Raw genomic sequence first — 16,647 nt, 5'->3', positions numbered from 1 at the left:
AGGTACAATTGCCTTTCGTCATGGGCGTGATGAGCGATCTTGCCGGCAAATCAGAGGTCGAACAGCCTGCCGTCGCCGACCGCAAGTTCCTTGAGATCGACGTTGACAACTTTGACGACCGGATGAAATCGATTGCCCCGCGCGCCGCTTTTACCGTTCCCAACACCCTGACGGGTGAGGGTAATATGGCCGTTGATATTACGTTCGAGAGCATGGACGATTTCTCGCCCGCAGCGATTGCCGCAAAGGTGGAACCCTTGGCCGAATTGCTGGATGCACGTACGCAGCTTAGCAACCTTATGACATATATGGACGGCAAGACCGGTGCGGAGGATCTGATCAGCAAGATCATGCAGGATCCCGCATTGCTCAAGACTTTGGCAGCCCAGCCAAAGCCCGCCACCACAGAGGAGGAATAATTCATGGCTGAACAAGAAGCCCAAGTCGCAGAAGCCGGTGGCGCAACGGCATTCGGTTCCTCCGAATTCGAAAGCCTGCTGCAGAAAGAATTCCGCCCCAAGTCCGATCAGGCGAAAACGGCAGTTGAATCTGCCGTAAAAACACTGGCTGAGCAAGCGCTTAGTAACACTGCGTTGATTTCTGATGATGCATTGCGTTCAATCGAAGGGATCGTGGCCGAGATTGATAAGAAGCTGACGGAACAGGTAAACCTGATCCTGCACCACGAAGATTTCCAGCAAATGGAAAGCGCGTGGCGCGGTCTGCATTATCTGGTGAACAACACTGAATCCGATGAGATGCTGAAGATCCGCGTCATGAACATCGGCAAGAAAGAAATGCACAAGACCCTGCGCAAGTTCAAGGGCACCGCTTGGGATCAGTCGCCGATCTTCAAAAAGCTGTACACCGAGGAATTTTCACAGCTTGGTGGTGAACCCTATGGCACATTGGTCGCCGATTATCATTTCGATCATTCGCCTCAGGACGTTGAATTATTGGGCGAGATGGCAAAGATTGCGGCGGCGGGTCACGCCCCGTTGATCACGGGTGCCAAACCGGAATTGTTCCAGATGGACAGTTGGTCAGAACTCAGTAACCCACGTGATTTGACCAAGATTTTCCAGACGCCTGAATATGCATCCTGGAAATCGCTGCGCGAATCCGAGGACTCCAAATATGTCGGTCTTGCGATGCCGCGTTTCCTGGGACGTTTGCCTTATGGTGCCAAGACCGAACCGGTCGAGGCGTTTGCCTTTGAAGAGGACACTGACGGATCAGATCACAGCAAATACGGTTGGGTCAACGCCGCCTATGGCATGGCAGTGAACATCAACCGTTCCTTCAAAGAATACGGATGGTGTTCGCGTATTCGCGGCGTTGAATCCGGTGGTACGCTGGAAAGCCTGCCGTCGCACACCTTTCCGACGACCGATGGCGGCATTGACCAGAAATGCCCCACTGAAATTGCCATCGACGACCGGCGTGAAGCGGAGCTTGCCAAAAACGGCATGATGCCACTGATCCACCGGAAAAATACAGATCAAGCCACGTTTATGGGCGCTCAATCTCTGCACAAACCGGCAGAGTATGACGACCCGGATGCGACGGCTAACGCAAATCTCGCAGCCCGGTTGCCATATCTTTTCGCAACCTGTCGTTTCGCGCATTACCTGAAGTGTATGGTGCGCGACAAGATCGGTTCTTTCAAGAGCCGGCAGGATATGGAGCACTGGCTGCAAGAGTGGATCAACCATTATGTTGATTTCAATGCCGACGTTTCGTCGGAAGCTGAGAAGGCGCGGAAACCTCTGGCGGCGGCACAAGTCGTTGTCGAAGAGGTGGAAGGCAATCCTGGATACTACACTTCAAAGTTCTTCCTGCGACCACATTACCAGTTGGAAGGTCTTTCGATATCATTGCGGCTTGTTTCCAAGCTCCCTTCTGAAAAAGGTGCCTAATCCCTCGAATTACCTTGGGGTCGGCCCACTACTAAATGACGTCATAACGTAAACAACTTTTTGAAAGGAATAGCACAATGGCTGCTAATATGTTCTGCGAAATCTCGGATATTCCGGGCGATGCAACCGAAACGAACCACAAGGACTGGATTGTTCTCAACTCCATGAGCTTTGAAATGGAACGCGCCGTTGACATGACGGACCTGGGATCAAACCAGCGTGCCCACGCCAACACCAACTTCCAGAAAATCGAAGTGACAACCCAGATCGGCAAAGCGTCGAACGAACTGGCAAAATCAGTGGCAAACGGCACCGTCCGTCCCGAAATCAAGATCGAGATGTGTCGTTCCGGTGACAGCGCGTCAGAAGGCCTGAAGGCGTTTTCCATCTGGACACTCAAGCACGTGATCATCGACAAATATTCCATCTCCTATTCCGAGGACGGTATCCCCGAAGAGACATGGGCGATGGCCTATATCAACGTCGAGCATGAGTATAAGGCGACAGACCAGCAAACGGGTGTTCTGGGCACAGAGAACGTGTTCAAATGGAACCTGCGCGAAGGCAACGTCAGCTAAGCGATCAGATTTTGCCGTGCGCGGGACATCTGCGCACGGCATTTTATTTTATCATCATTGTATTCTGACCCGGCGGAGGCAGTCGTATGACGCCCGAAGAGCATCTGAAATCCGGCGATTTGACCGCCACTCTTACGGCCTTGCAGGACAAGGTACGCGCAGATCCGGCAGATTCAAAACTACGTATCTTCTTGTTCCAACTGCTATGTGTTTTGGGCGATTGGAAGCGCGCGATCACGCAGTTGAAACTGAGCGGTGAAATGGAACCCTTGGCCTTGATGATGGCACAAACCTACCGCGAGGGGATCATCTGCGAAGTTTATCGCGAAAAAGTCTTCAAGGGCGAAAAGGCCCCGATGATTTTTGGCGAGCCTGAACCATGGCTGGCCTTGCTGATTGAAGCCCAGAAAATGTTGGCGACCGGCAAGGCAAAAGAAGCTGCCGAACTGCGTGCCAAAGCCTTTGATGAGGCACCGATGTCGTCGGGGACTGTCAATGGCACTGCCTTTGAATGGATTGCAGATGCGGACATGCGCATGGGGCCAGTGCTGGAGATTGTTATCAACGGTCGCTATTTCTGGCTGCCTTTTGCGCAAATCTCCAAGCTGGTGATCGAGGAACCAGCCGATCTGCGCGATTATGTCTGGACCGCTGCGACCCTGACCCTGCGCAATGGCGGTGAGGTGGTGGCACTGATTCCGACACGCTATACCGATACCCCTGCCAATGGCGGTGATGCCGAAAAACTGTCGCGCGCGACCAACTGGGTTGATGCAGGCGACGAAACCTTTGTGGGTGTTGGTCAACGCCTGTTTGCCACCGACAAGGATGACATCGCTCTGCTGGACGTGCGCGAATTGATCTTTGATCACGGCGCGGACGACGTCGCTGGCGATACCCCGGACGAGGCTGCTGAAGATGGCTGACAATATGCTTGCCGAACGGTTGCAGCCATCTCTGCTTGACAGATTGACTGATGACGCACCAACCGAACGGCAAGAAACCCGTGCACACCGTGCCATCGACCTTGGACGGCTGCGCGAGATTATCCAGCGTGATCTTTCTTGGCTGTTAAATACGAATAACCTTGGGGCGATGCTGGATCACGAACGGTTTCCCAATGTCGCCCGGTCGGTTTTGAATTATGGCGTGCGTGAGGTTGCAGGCGAATTTTCAACATCAGGGCGCGCGGAATTCATCCGCAAGTCCATTCACAACGCCATTGCAATGCACGAACCGCGCATCATCACCGGATCAACTGCCGTTGAACTGCGTACCGAGGAAGCCCGCGGGGAAACCCAGATCGCATTCGATATACATGCCGACATGTGGGCGCAACCTGTTCCGCTCGAGCTGTATCTACGCAGCAAGGTTGATACAACCACGGGCGAAGTTACCCTCGACAGGGTGGGATAACCGCCATGGATACACGGCTTCTCAGACATTATGAAAACGAACTTGCCTATATGCGTGATATGGGTGCCGAGTTTGCCGATGCCTATCCGAAAATCGCAGCGCGCCTGGGTATGGAAGGCGTCGAGGTTCTTGACCCCTATGTCGAGCGTCTGCTGGAGGGTGTTGCCTTTCTGTCCGCGCGTGTGCAGCTCGAACTTGAGATGCAATTCCCGGTTTTCACTTCGCATCTACTTGAAATCGTATATCCGCACTATCTTGCCCCCACGCCGTCGATGATGATTGCCCAGTTCAAACCCGACCTCGCCAATGCTGGGCTGAAAAACGGTTATGTCCTGCCACGGCATACAACGATACGCAGTCGCTTGTTGGATGGCGAACAAACCGCATGTGAATTCCGCACCGCTCATGCCGTAAAAATGTGGCCGGTCGAAATTTCAGAAGCTGAATATATTGATAGCCGTGGGGGCCTGATCGCCGCGGGTGTCGGGGCCAATACGCCTGCCCGTGCCGGTATTCGCCTGCGATTGAAGCGGATGGATGGGGATCCGATTTCTGATTTGACCCTCGATGACTTGACTCTGTACCTGGATCGCCAGTCAGGTCGCAATTGGCAAATCCACGAACTATTATGCACTCAAACCGTCGGTCTTGCGGGGCGGTCTGCGAACCGGCGTGCGGATTGGACATTGTCGTTGCCTGATGGCGCGCTGACCCAGGTTGGTCTCAAACAGGATGAGGCCTTGTTGCCGACACCGCGCCGGTCCTTTGACGGTTATCGCTTGTTGCAGGAATATTTCGCGATGCCAGAAAGGTTCATGTTTGTGAATCTTGCCGGATTGAAACCCGCGATTAACAAGGCCGAAGGCGATGAAGTCGACATCTATATCCTGTTGGGAGATGGCAACAAAGACCTTGCTTCGGCCATCAGGCCTGACGCCTTTGGGTTGAATGCCACTCCTGCGGTAAACCTGTTCAGAAAACGCTGCGACCGGCTGCATGTGACCGCCCGCGACACCGAACAACATGTTGTTCCGAACCGGACAGCGGGCCTTGATTTCGAGATCTACAATATCGAATCCGTCACCGGCATAAGCGGGGATGGCGCAGATGATGTTGAATTCCGGCCGTTCTATTCCGCGACCGATTTCACTGCCGCTGGCGATGTTCATGCGACCTACTACACCCAAAGCCGCAAGATGCGACAGCGCAGCGAAAAGGAACGCCTGCGCGGGGTGCGCACCTCTTATCTTGGCTCAGAAGTCTATCTTTCGTTGGTAGATCGCAAGCAGGCACCCTATTCAGCGAAACTGGACCAACTGGCTGTGACAGCCCTCTGCACAAACCGCGATTTGCCGATGTTGTTGTCGGTGGGTGATGAAAATGTGTTTCAATTGCCTGACGGCGGTCCCGTTAAATCCATCCGTACACCGATTTCGCCAACGCGCCCGCATCCGACCCTTGCACAGGGTGACACGGCCTGGAGGCTGATAAGTCATTTATCCCTGAATTATCTGTCAATTGCCCAGACCGATGAGGGCAGTTCGGCCGAGGCGCTGCGCGAATTGATCGGCATTTATGCGCCTTTGGGCAACCGTGTCACCGAAAAGCAGCTTGAGGGCATCACAGAGGTCTCCTGTCGTCCGATTGTGCGCCGGATGAGCGACGAAGTGTTATCAACGGCGGTGCGCGGTTTGGAAATCACGATTGAGTTTGACGAGACATTTTTCGAAGGCACCAGCGTCTATGTCCTGGGTGCCGTGATGGAGCGGTTTTTCCGCAAATATGCCACCATCAACAGTTTTACTGAAACAGTTTTAAAGACCGAGCGACGGGGAGAAATCGCCAGATGGCGACCAACAAGCGGATTGGGCCAGATACTCTAGACCATTTCGCCAGACTGGCGGAAAGACCTGAAGAACATCATGTTTTTCAGGCGATGCGTGTTATCGATGCCGCCTATCCCGATGCTCCGCGACTGGGTGAATCGCGCCGCCCGCGCGAGGATACGGTGCGGCTGGGCCAAGAGGCTGAATTGGCGTTTCCGCCTTCGACGATCCGCAGTTTCAAACCCGGTACCGCCAAGGCGCCTGGCACATTGATCAGCCGTTTCTTTGGTCTGTTCGGGCCGCAAGGGCCGCTGCCGCTGCACCTCACCGAATATGCCCGCGACCGCCAGCGCAACCATCGCGACCATACAATCGTCGCATTTGCCAATATGCTGACCCACCGGATGATGAGTCTGTTGTATCGCGCATGGCGCAGCGGCAATCCGGCAGCCAGTTACGACCGTGGCAATGATCAGTTCGAAAAACGTGTTGCTGCGATTGCCGGCTATCGCGGCGAAGGCTTGCAAAACCGCGATGCAATGCCCGATGTCGCACGCCGACATTTCGCGGCCTATATGTCGCAGGGATCCAAGAATCCTGATGGTTTGATTTCATTGATCAGCCATTTCTTTGAAGTGCCGGTCGAGATCGATCAGTTTGTCGGTGCCTGGCTGCAGCTTGAGCCGGACGATTGTTGGGAACTTGGCGGCAAGGTCGGCCTCGGCCAGACCACCAGTGTCGGCAGCAAGGTCTGGAGCCGCGCCTCCAAATTCCGCATCCGGATCGGGCCGCTCAACCGCGAACGCTATGAACGGTTCTTGCCAGGCTCTGAAGGGTTTGACCGGCTTGAGGCAATTGTGCGCACCTATGTAGGTGAAAGTCTGGATTGGGACGTGCAACTGATCCTGAAAGGCGACGAAGTACCAAGATCCGTGCTCGGCGGTGCCACCCGACTGGGACAAACTTCTTGGGTAGACATGAAACGCAACGATGACGCGCCACGTGCCGACGCGAAGGATCTTTTCCTTACGCCTCGAAGCAGGTCAGCGTGAAATATGAATATTAAGGGGACATCAACATGAGCGAGATCAGCAGAATCGCATTGTTCGGCAAGCTGAACAGTCTGGGGTACAAGGCCGTCGAGGGGGCCACGGTCTTCTGTAAGATGAGAGGCAACCCCTATGTTGAGGTGGTGCATTGGATGCACCAGATTTTGCAAGGTCAAGACAGTGACCTGCACCGCATCGTCGATCACTATGATCTGGATGTGGGCAAGATCGCCGCCGAAATGACCCGCAATCTTGACGGGCTGCCCCGGGGTGCTACCGCCATCTCCGATCTGTCGGATCACTTGATGGATGCAATGGAACGGGGCTGGGTCTTTGGTTCATTGCTGTTCAGTTCTTCGAACGTGCGCACCGGCCACTTGTTGCTCGGAATGTTGAAAACACCTGCGCTGCGCAACATCCTAAGCAGTATTTCGCCGGAGCTGGCCAAGATCAAACATGATGATCTGGCCGAGAATTTTCATGACGCAACTGCCGGTTCTCCAGAAGAACGTATGGGCGCACAGGATGGGTCAAACACCGGCGGCGGGGCCGAACCGGGTGAAGCCTCCGGTGCGATGTCGCCTGCACAGATGGGTAAGGGCGAAGCCCTTGAACAATATTGCACCGACCTGACAGAACAGGCCCGAAACGGCGAAATCGACCCGATTGTCGGACGCGATGAAGAGATCCGTCAAATCGTTGATGTCTTGATGCGGCGGCGCCAGAATAACCCGATCTTGACCGGTGAGGCTGGTGTCGGCAAGACCGCTGTTGTCGAAGGTTTCGCACTGCGCATTGCGCGCGGCGATGTGCCACCGGCCTTGCATGACGTGCGTTTGCTGGTGTTGGATGTGGGCCTGCTTCAGGCGGGGGCAAGCATGAAGGGCGAGTTCGAGAACCGCCTTCGGTCAGTCATTGATGAGGTTCAGTCAAGCGAAACGCCAATTATCATGTTTGTCGACGAGACACATACGCTTGTCGGTGCAGGAGGTGCGGCGGGAACTGGGGATGCAGCGAACCTGCTCAAACCCGCGCTGGCACGGGGCACCTTGCGCACGATTGGCGCAACAACTTGGGCCGAATACAAGAAATACATCGAAAAAGACCCTGCTTTGACTCGGCGTTTCCAGGTTGTGCAGGTGGACGAACCCGATGTGCCCAAGGCGATCATGATGATGCGTGGCATCGCGTCAATGCTGGAACTGCACCACAAGGTACAGGTTCTGGATGAGGGGATCGAAGCGGCGGTGGCGCTTTCTGCGCGCTATATTCCTGCACGGCAGCTTCCGGATAAATCCGTAAGCGTGCTTGACACTGCCTGTGCCCGCGTCGCCGTCAGCCAGCATGCGGTCCCCGCTCAGGTTGACGACGCCCAACGCAAGATAGAAAGCCTGAATACGGAGCTGGAGATCATAGGTCGTGACGAAACCGCGGGTTTTGTGGTTGACGAACGCCGCGCCAAGGTCGAAGCGCAAAAGGCCGAAATCGAGGAGAGGCTCGCCGGGCTACAGGCCAGATGGGATGTCGAAAAGGAGATCGTCGCCGAAATTCTCGATCTGCGTGCACAATTGCGAGCAGGGGGCGCGCCGGTCGAAGAAGGATCGGATCTTGCCCCGGAAGGGGGCGAGGATGCTCTGGATGACGCCGCACGCGCCGAAGTCATGGGCAAGCTGCGCGCTGCCAATGCCAAGCTGAGCGAAGCCCAGGGCGAAAGCCCGTTGATCCTGCCGATTGTGGACGAGCAGGCGGTGGCAAGCGTTGTAGGCGACTGGACCGGTATCCCCGTCGGTCGCATGGTCAGTGACGAATTGGCGACCGTTCTCAGCCTCGAAGAACATCTGGGAAAGCGGGTGATTGGTCAGGATCACGCCATGGCGATGATCGCCAAGCGTATTCAAACCAGCCGCGCCGGGCTGGATAACCCCAACAAACCGATCGGCGTTTTCATGCTGGCCGGTACTTCGGGGGTTGGAAAGACCGAAACCGCACTCGCACTGGCCGAGGTGCTCTATGGTGGTGAGCAGAATGTTATCACAATCAACATGTCAGAATATCAAGAGGCACACTCTGTCAGCTCCCTGAAAGGGGCCCCTCCCGGTTATGTCGGCTATGGTGAGGGTGGTGTGTTGACCGAGGCCGTGCGGCGCAAGCCGTATTCCGTCGTCTTGCTGGACGAGGTCGAAAAGGCACACCCTGATGTGCATGAGATTTTTTTCCAGGTCTTTGACAAGGGCGTGATGGAAGACGGCGAAGGCCGTACCATCGATTTCAAGAATACGCTGATCCTGCTGACGTCAAATGCCGGTTCTGATCTGATCATGGACCTGTGCAGCGATCCTGACCTGCTGCCCGAACCCGACGGCATCGCCAAAGCCCTGCGCGAACCGCTGCTCAAGATCTTTCCTGCAGCGCTTCTGGGGCGTCTGGTCACAATTCCCTATTACCCGCTCAGCCCACATATGATTGCGGAAATCACCAAGTTGCAGCTGGGTCGGATCAAAAAACGCGTCGAAGCCACCCACGATGTACCCTTTACCTATTCTGATGCGGTGGTCGATCTGATCGTCGATCGTTGTCAGGAACTGGAAAGCGGTGGCCGGATGATCGACGCGATCGTCACCAACACCATGTTGCCCGATATTTCGGCGGAATTCCTGCGCAGGATGATGCAGGGCAAGCCGGTGAATTCGGTAAACATCGACGTCACCGACAGTACCTTTACTTATAATTTTGACTAAGCTCTGATCCCGTCGGAACAACCGACCTGCACAACAAGATGAACTTTGCAAGCAACCCCTAACTTGCCAAAGAAATAAAGAAGACCGCATGATGGTGAATGGGACGTAACTGGCAGAGGCCGAAAAACGATAGACAATTGAGGGTGCCGGATTGGCACCCCTACACAAAGACAAAGCGCTGAACGGAGAAACATACCTTGGAAGTTCTCGACAAAAGCCAAATGGATGCAAGCCGGGCTTGGGTGTTCAATCTGGTTGAAAGCAACTGGTTCAAGAACGCCATTCTGGGTGTCATCATCTTCAACGCGGTCACATTGGGGATGTCGACATCCGGTTATCTCATGTCACGGATCGGCGGTGTTTTGTCGGTTGTGGACAACGTGGTCCTGACGATTTTTGTTGGCGAACTCCTGTTGAAATTTTACGCTTATCGCATGGCCTTTTTCAAAAGTGCCTGGAACATCTTTGACCTTTTGGTGGTCGGGCTTGGCCTGATGCCACGACAGGAAGGCCTGTCAGCGCTGCGCGGACTGCGTGTGATCCGTGCAATGCGCCTGCTTTCGGTGGTGCCGCAAATGCGGGCGGTTGTTCAGGCGCTTCTGGACGCCTTGCCGGGTATGGGTGCGGTGATTGTCATGATCTCGATCGTTTTCTACGTCTTTGGTGTCATGGCAACATTGATGTATGGCGCGGCTTTCCCCGAGTGGTTCGGTACTTTGGGTCGTTCGCTTTATTCACTGTTCCAGATCATGACCCTCGAAAGTTGGTCAATGGGAATAGTACGTCCCGTGATGATTGAATTCCCATCGGCCTGGGCCTTTTTTGTACCCTTTATCATCATCACCGCCTTTTCGGTTCTCAACCTGTTCATCGGTTTGTTGGTCAACACCATGCAGGACGCTGTTGAAGAAGAGACCGAAGCCGAATTTGACAACCTGCGCCAATTGGTGCGCGATGAAACTGACACAGTGGACCGCAATGTACTGGCCCTCATGGAAGAGGTCAGGGCAATGCGTGCCGAATTAAACGCAATCAACGGCAAGGGAGGCTCCTGACACCATGGCTGGCAGTTCCCAGAAATTCATCGCCCGAAACCGGGCCCCTCGCGTTCAAATCGAATATGATGTGGAATTGTACGGTGCCGAAAAGAAGGTACAATTGCCTTTCGTCATGGGCGTGATGAGCGATCTTGCCGGCAAATCAGAGGTCGAACAGCCTGCCGTCGCCGACCGCAAGTTCCTTGAAATCGACGTTGACAACTTTGACGACCGGATGAAGTCGATTGCCCCGCGCGCCGCTTTTACCGTTCCCAACACCCTGACGGGTGAGGGTAACATGGCAATCGATCTTACGTTCGAAAAGATGTCGGATTTTGAACCCGGTGCCATTGCCGCACGCGTCGACAGCTTGCGCCCGCTGTTGAAAGCGCGCCAGGAACTGTCCAATCTCATGACCTATATGGATGGCAAGGCGGGTGCAGAGGCCTTGCTTGAAAAGGTCCTGGGCGATCGCGCGCTTCTGGCCGCGCTGGCCGCCGCACCCAACACACAATCTGATGCACAAACCGACGCGCTTGATGCCCTGAGGGCGGTCGAAATACCCGAAACCGCCGAGCATGACTCTGCTGCGACAGCCCTCGATGCGCTGCGTGCAGTCAAGATTGATGAAATCCCAACAGATGACGGCAGTGCCACGCTGGATGCCTTGCGCGCAGTTGAGATTTCGCAAACGCCGCCACAGGACACCTCTCAAGCTGCGCTGGATGCGCTAAAGGCCATGGAAGTCTCCGCAACGGAGAACAGCAATGAAGATAATTCTGCGCAGACTCTTGATGCTTTGAGGGCCGTTGAAATTGTCGAAGAAGAAGATACTGACACAGCCCAGGCCCTCGACGCCCTGCGCAGCTCTGACGTTGCCGAGCCAGAGAGCATAGATCAGACTGACGACATCCTCGCTGGCATCCAGGCGGTTGAGGACATCGAAAAAGAAGATACCGCAGCCGCGGTTCTTGCCGGTATCGAAGCCGTTGAAGCCGTCGAAGAAACCGACACCGCTGATGACATCCTCGCCGGGCTGGAAGCTGTCGAAGAGGTCGAACAGACTGACGACGTCGCCCATGCCCTGGCCGGGCTGGAAACGCCCGAAGAAATCGAGGAGGGCGAAAACCCTGACGACATCCTCGCTGGCATCCAGGCGGTTGAGGACATCGAAAAAGAAGATACCGCAGCCGCGGTTCTTGCCGGTATCGAAGCCGTTGAAGCCGTCGAAGAAACCGACGCCGCTGATGACATCCTCGCCGGGCTGGAAGCTGTCGAGGAGGTCGAACAGACTGACGACGTCGCCCATGCCCTGGCCGGGCTGGAAGCACCCGAAGAAATCGAGGAGGGCAATGCCGCCGAAGATGTCCTTGCCGGCCTTGACGCTTTACCCGTCAAAGAAAATGCGCAGGACGATGTCGTTGCCGCCACTCTGGCTGGATTGGAGGCCGCCGAAGACGTCGAGGAGGGCAATGATGCTGATGATATTCTCGCAGCGCTTGAAGATGTCGTAGAGGTCGGCGAAGACAACAGGATTGATGACGCGCTCTCGGGTCTGGAAGCACCGACAAACATCGCGGCAGCCGACGACGTAACTGACACTCTGAACGATCTTGAACAACCGGATCAGAATGGCCCTGTTGCCAAAGAACCGGATGATCTTGACGCGCTGCTTGATGACATTGGCGGGGCCGATGATGACGATCTTGACAGCCTGTTGGGTGATCTGGAGCCTGAGGCACCGCAAGCCCCGGAACATGTGGTCGAACCGTCACCTATCGCCGATACGTCCGAGAACGAGGACGATCTGGAAACCCTGCTTGACGATTTGACGGTAACGGATGATGCCGATGACCTTGACGCTCTGTTGGCGGATCTGGAACCGGAAACCGCGCCTGTTGCGCCAGAGACGGCAGCGCCGGAGGCGGAAAGCGATAGCGCCGGATATAGCAATGACGATCTGGATGACCTGCTTGCTGGCTTGGAAGATGATCCAGCCCCGCAAATCGCAACAGATGAAAATGACACCCCTTCGGACAAGACAGTGGCCCCGTCTCCGGAAGATGCGGAGGACGATTTGGATGCTTTGCTCGCGGGTCTGGACGATGACGATGCAACAGCGTCGGCCGCGACGGAAGAGAGCCTTGATGCACTACTGGGCGGACTCGACGACGAGGGAGAACTGGCGCAGGCAAACACACAGACGTCAAGTGAACCAAAGCAGGCCAAGCTGAGCGAAGAGCCAGAGCTTGCCTATGGTACGATGACCGGAGAACGGCCCGCTGCACAAAAGCTCGAACGGCGTCGGTTCCGAATTGCGATCATGGGCGATTTTACAGGACGTTCGGCCCATGGTCAGATTGAAGTAGGTGACTCTCTTGCAAACCGCGCAGCTGTCGTTCTGGATCCCGACACCGTCGAAGATGTGATCGAAAGCTTCGCCACCACGCTGGTCTTGCCGATTGGCAAGGATGGTGCCGGGGTTGAAGTGAAACTGGGCGGCCTCGATGATTTGCATCCTGACGAATTATACGAAAATGTTGAGCTGTTCTCGGCGCTCAAGAGTTTGAAATCACAGTTAAAAAATGGGGGTACCGCAGAAAGCGCAGGCAAGTCTCTGGTGGCCTGGGGTGAACAACATGGGCGGGCGGTCGCTCCTGCGCGGGCGGTGTCCGGTGGTAATACGGTACGCGCGGATCTGAAACTCAGTGATTTTCAAAAGCTGATTGGCGATACCGAACGAAAGCTGGCGCAACCATCGCCCGTCGATGATTTGCTGGCCCGTGTTGTTGGTCCGCATATTCGCAAATTGCCCGACCCAAATGTCACGGCCATGGCCGATGCAGTAGATGCGGCACTTTCTGACGCGATGCGGATGGTCCTGCATCATCCCGAATTCCAATCGGTTGAATCGCAATGGCGTGCCCTTGATCTGATTGCCCGCAGCATCGAGGTCGATGATACGCTGGAAGTCATGTTATATGACATCTCTGCCGAGGAAATTGCGGCAGACCTCACTCAATCGGATGATCTTTCATCCAGTGGCCTTGTCCGCTTGCTGACCGAAGATCCGATGGACGAAGAGTTCGGGCGCGGCGGCTATTCGGCGTTGATCGGCATGTATACCTTCGAGGAAACACCGCCTCATGCGCAGCTGCTGGGCCGCATTGCGCGGGTTGCCGCCCATGTTGATGCGCCGTTCTTTGCCGCGATAACACCTGGTTTCATCGACGTTGCCAAACAGGACCGTCATCCGTTGGTTGCCAATGAATGGGATACCCTGCGGGCCATGCCTGAGGCAGGACATCTGGCTCTGGCCACGCCGCGGTTTCTCATGCGCCGGCCATATGGTGCAAAGACCGAGCCCATTTATGAATTTGATTTTGAAGAATTCACCCAAAGTGTCGGATTGTCTGGTATGCTTTGGGCGAACCCAGTGGTTTTGGTCGCTATTTTGCTGGCCAGATCCTTCAAGGAAAACGGTCCCTCGATGGAGTTGGGGAAAATCATGTCGCTTGGCGATATGCCCTATCACTTTGTGCTGGACCGGTACGGCGATCAGGTTGCACTACCGTGCACTGAACGAAACCTGACGTTGGACAAGGTCGAAACTGTATTGGGGCGGGGGTATCTGCCTGTGGTATCGATCAAAGGACGTGATGAAATTCGGCTGGGTTCTTTCCAGTCGCTTGCGGGGGGCGAAATTTTGGGCCCTTGGAGCGGTGTCGCACCGCCGCCGCCATCACCTCCCAAGCCGCCTCAAGCCGCGTCAGCGGCTTTGGGTACTGACGACGAAAACGCTGCAACGAATGACGATGATCTGGACGATTTGCTGTCAGGTTTTGATTTGGATGCAGATGATAATGAAGAAGACATTGATAATGATGAGGACATGGATGCCGAACTGGCAGCGCTGCTGGCCGATCTTTGAGCAAGGGAAATTACGCCCTGCGACGGCCGCGCCATATTTGAGGAACATTAGATGACGCTTAGTAAACCAAGAGAAGATGCCTCGACCTGGATGTCAGGCACATATTCAACCGACAAACTACAACTGAACAAGGCTGTAGTGCGTGAAAAACTTTCAACCTTAACAGAAACCACAATCGAATTTGTTGCCGACAACACCGACGTCAAGCTCAACGATATCGTTGGTGAGATCATGACATTGCACATTCGTAACGACGGACCGGGGCCAGAGGAACGATTGTTCACCGGGACCTGCATTTCCGTTGAAGCGCTGGGACTGCGGGACGGGAAGGATTTGTTCGCCGCCCAGGTCAGGCCATGGTTCTGGATGGCAACCCTGACACGCGAAACCCGCGTGTTCCAGGAAAAGACGGTCAAACAGATCATTGACGAAGTGTTGAAGGAAGGTCTGGGGTTTTCAGACTATAAATTCAAAACGTCTGGCAGTTTCGAGACTCGGGAATATTGTGTACAATATCGTGAGTCCGATTTCGATTTCCTGTCACGCCTGATGGAAGAAGAAGGGCTTTATTACTTCTTCGATCATACTGATGCGAATATGAAAAACGAACAGATGATCATTGGTGACAGTCTCTCTGCCCATTCGAATGTCGAAGGGGACAGTGAGATCAAGTTCAAGGCGCGAGATGGCAAGGATACCAAGTCCGGCGGCACAATCGGTGAATGGTCCGCCGCGAATAATATCACCCGTGGTAAGGTCAGCCTCGCAGATTATGATTTTGAAAAGCCGTCTGTGCGCCAAATGGCAAGTACCAATACCAGCAATACCAAATACGGCGACAAGAAACACGAATTCTATGATCATCCCGGACACTATCGCGGAAAACAGGATCTTGGTAACACCCGCACCCGTATTCGCATGGAAGCCGATGAGGTACGCCATGTCATGCACCGTGGGGCAGGGGATGCACGCCATTTTGGAACCGGCTCTCTTTTCAAATTGCTTGAGCATCCCGAAGCCAAGAACAACATCGAATATCTGATCTGCGAAACGGTGCATTATATCCGCGACGCAGAAGAACAGAAAGACAACGGCACCTGGCTGGCATTGCAGCCACAAAATATCGAAATTCCCGACGAGGTAACAAATGACTATTCGTTTACCTTTGGCGCGATCCCCAAGAAGGTCCAGTTTCGCGCACCATTTGTGACGCCTTGGCCTGAGATCCCCGGCATCCAGATTGGTGAGGTCGTGGGGCCGGATGGTGAGGAAATCCATACCGACGAATATGGCCGTGTAAGGGTTCGGTTTCGCTGGGACCGCGACGAAAAACATACTGACGAGACTTCATCCTGCTGGATCAGGGTTGTAACGCAATGGTCCGGCAAAAACTGGGGCTTGCTGTCAATCCCGCGTATCGGGCAGGAAGTTGTCGTTCAATTTGAAGACGGCGATCCCGACAGACCGATTGTGACAGGCATGATGTATAACAAGGACACCATGCCGCCCTATGTCGATCCTGACCAGCCAACGCGCACGGGAATCATGACCCGGTCTTCGCCTGATGGCAAAGCCAAGGATTACAACGCCATTGTCTTTGAGGATAAGGCCGGTGATGAATATGTGAATATTCAGAGCCAAAAAGACTATCAGATGGTGATCAAGGACAGTGCCGAGATCATCATAGGTAATGATGCGATTACGGTTGATCCCCAAGCGCAAAGCGTCGATCCACAAAGTCTCAAACAGACGGTCAGAAAGCATGTGACCGAAATGGTGGAGGAAGGCGACAAATCCGAAACCGTCGATCAGGGAAAGCTGGACCTGACAGTTGAAAAGAACATGAGCGAGACGGTTCGATCAGGTGACAAAAGCGTTGATGTCCAATCCGGCAAGAGCACGACAACCGTCGCGCAGAACATCGATGTAACCTCTGGTGCGTCAATCAATGCTACGGCCACGCAATCGATCACTCTTGAAGCCAACCAATCGATCACGCTCAAGGTACCTGGCAGTTCCATTGAGCTGGGTCCTTCCGGCATAACGATCAAGACCGCGGGCATGATGACGGTCGAAGGCACAATGACACAGGTTAAGGGCAGCGCTGTGGCGATCCTGAAGGCACCTGTGGTCACTATTAACTAAGGCGATAT

The 16,647-nt window shown here is 54.7% G+C and carries 11 protein-coding genes and 1 pseudogene; all 12 read left to right on the top strand.

What is annotated here, in order from left to right; all coding sequences use genetic code 11:
• The coding region (gene tssB, locus OS190_RS17365; protein WP_267159988.1) for a type VI secretion system contractile sheath small subunit at nucleotides 1-419 on the top strand (419 nt) is incomplete at its 5' end.
• Between the two features lie 3 nt (nucleotides 420-422).
• The gene (gene tssC / locus OS190_RS17360) at nucleotides 423-1,919 is read left to right on the top strand and encodes a type VI secretion system contractile sheath large subunit (RefSeq protein WP_267159987.1); all 1,497 of its coding nucleotides are present in this window, start codon (nucleotides 423-425) and stop codon (nucleotides 1,917-1,919) included.
• A gap of 77 nt (nucleotides 1,920-1,996) precedes the next feature.
• The gene (locus OS190_RS17355; protein WP_267159986.1) at nucleotides 1,997-2,497 is read left to right on the top strand and encodes an Hcp family type VI secretion system effector; all 501 of its coding nucleotides are present in this window, start codon (nucleotides 1,997-1,999) and stop codon (nucleotides 2,495-2,497) included.
• A gap of 86 nt (nucleotides 2,498-2,583) precedes the next feature.
• Nucleotides 2,584-3,423 carry a type VI secretion system accessory protein TagJ gene (locus tag OS190_RS17350; protein WP_267159985.1) on the top strand — a complete coding sequence of 280 codons (840 nt, stop codon included), beginning with the start codon at nucleotides 2,584-2,586 and terminating at the stop codon, nucleotides 3,421-3,423.
• Entirely contained in the window at nucleotides 3,416-3,913 is a 498-nt protein-coding gene (gene tssE / locus OS190_RS17345; protein WP_267159984.1) for a type VI secretion system baseplate subunit TssE, read from the top strand. The genes OS190_RS17350 and tssE overlap by 8 nt, the downstream gene beginning before the upstream one ends.
• 5 nt (nucleotides 3,914-3,918) lie before the next feature.
• Nucleotides 3,919-5,796, top strand: a complete 1,878-nt coding sequence (gene tssF / locus OS190_RS17340) for a type VI secretion system baseplate subunit TssF (protein ID WP_267159983.1) — start codon at nucleotides 3,919-3,921, stop codon at nucleotides 5,794-5,796.
• Entirely contained in the window at nucleotides 5,760-6,791 is a 1,032-nt protein-coding gene (tssG, locus tag OS190_RS17335; RefSeq protein ID WP_267159982.1) for a type VI secretion system baseplate subunit TssG, read from the top strand. Before tssF ends, tssG begins: the two co-directional genes overlap by 37 nt.
• Nucleotides 6,792-6,817: 26 nt before the next feature.
• A complete protein-coding gene (gene tssH, locus OS190_RS17330) occupies nucleotides 6,818-9,526 on the top strand; it encodes a type VI secretion system ATPase TssH (RefSeq protein WP_267159981.1) in 2,709 nt (902 codons plus the stop codon).
• Between the two features lie 221 nt (nucleotides 9,527-9,747).
• A complete protein-coding gene (locus OS190_RS17325; RefSeq protein ID WP_267159994.1) occupies nucleotides 9,748-10,581 on the top strand; it encodes an ion transporter in 834 nt (277 codons plus the stop codon).
• A 4-nt stretch (nucleotides 10,582-10,585) separates the two neighbouring features.
• Nucleotides 10,586-11,086 (top strand): annotated as a pseudogene (gene tssB, locus OS190_RS17320) (type VI secretion system contractile sheath small subunit); the annotation flags it as partial.
• Between the two features lie 216 nt (nucleotides 11,087-11,302).
• Complete coding sequence (locus OS190_RS20515; RefSeq protein WP_323370734.1) at nucleotides 11,303-14,494, top strand: type VI secretion system contractile sheath domain-containing protein; 3,192 nt, start codon at nucleotides 11,303-11,305, stop codon at nucleotides 14,492-14,494.
• 51 nt (nucleotides 14,495-14,545) lie between these two features.
• The gene (locus OS190_RS17310) at nucleotides 14,546-16,639 is read left to right on the top strand and encodes a type VI secretion system Vgr family protein (protein WP_267159980.1); all 2,094 of its coding nucleotides are present in this window, start codon (nucleotides 14,546-14,548) and stop codon (nucleotides 16,637-16,639) included.
• The last annotated feature ends 8 nt before the right edge of the window (nucleotides 16,640-16,647 follow it).

The sequence above is a fragment of the Sulfitobacter sp. F26204 genome, from assembly GCF_026410305.1.
Classification (GTDB): Bacteria; Pseudomonadota; Alphaproteobacteria; order Rhodobacterales; family Rhodobacteraceae; genus Sulfitobacter.
Note: the sequence above shows the minus strand (reverse complement) of the source record. Positions and strands in the feature narration are given on the sequence as shown.

Coding starts and splice junctions, on each gene's coding strand:
- tssF (WP_267159983.1), top strand. CDS start 3,919: ATGGATACACGGCTTCTCAGACATTATGAAAACGAACTTGCCTATATG.
- tssE (WP_267159984.1), top strand. CDS start 3,416: ATGGCTGACAATATGCTTGCCGAACGGTTGCAGCCATCTCTGCTTGAC.
- OS190_RS17325 (WP_267159994.1), top strand. CDS start 9,748: ATGGATGCAAGCCGGGCTTGGGTGTTCAATCTGGTTGAAAGCAACTGG.
- OS190_RS17350 (WP_267159985.1), top strand. CDS start 2,584: ATGACGCCCGAAGAGCATCTGAAATCCGGCGATTTGACCGCCACTCTT.
- tssH (WP_267159981.1), top strand. CDS start 6,818: ATGAGCGAGATCAGCAGAATCGCATTGTTCGGCAAGCTGAACAGTCTG.
- tssC (WP_267159987.1), top strand. CDS start 423: ATGGCTGAACAAGAAGCCCAAGTCGCAGAAGCCGGTGGCGCAACGGCA.
- OS190_RS17310 (WP_267159980.1), top strand. CDS start 14,546: ATGACGCTTAGTAAACCAAGAGAAGATGCCTCGACCTGGATGTCAGGC.
- OS190_RS20515 (WP_323370734.1), top strand. CDS start 11,303: ATGGAAGTCTCCGCAACGGAGAACAGCAATGAAGATAATTCTGCGCAG.
- OS190_RS17355 (WP_267159986.1), top strand. CDS start 1,997: ATGGCTGCTAATATGTTCTGCGAAATCTCGGATATTCCGGGCGATGCA.
- tssG (WP_267159982.1), top strand. CDS start 5,760: ATGGCGACCAACAAGCGGATTGGGCCAGATACTCTAGACCATTTCGCC.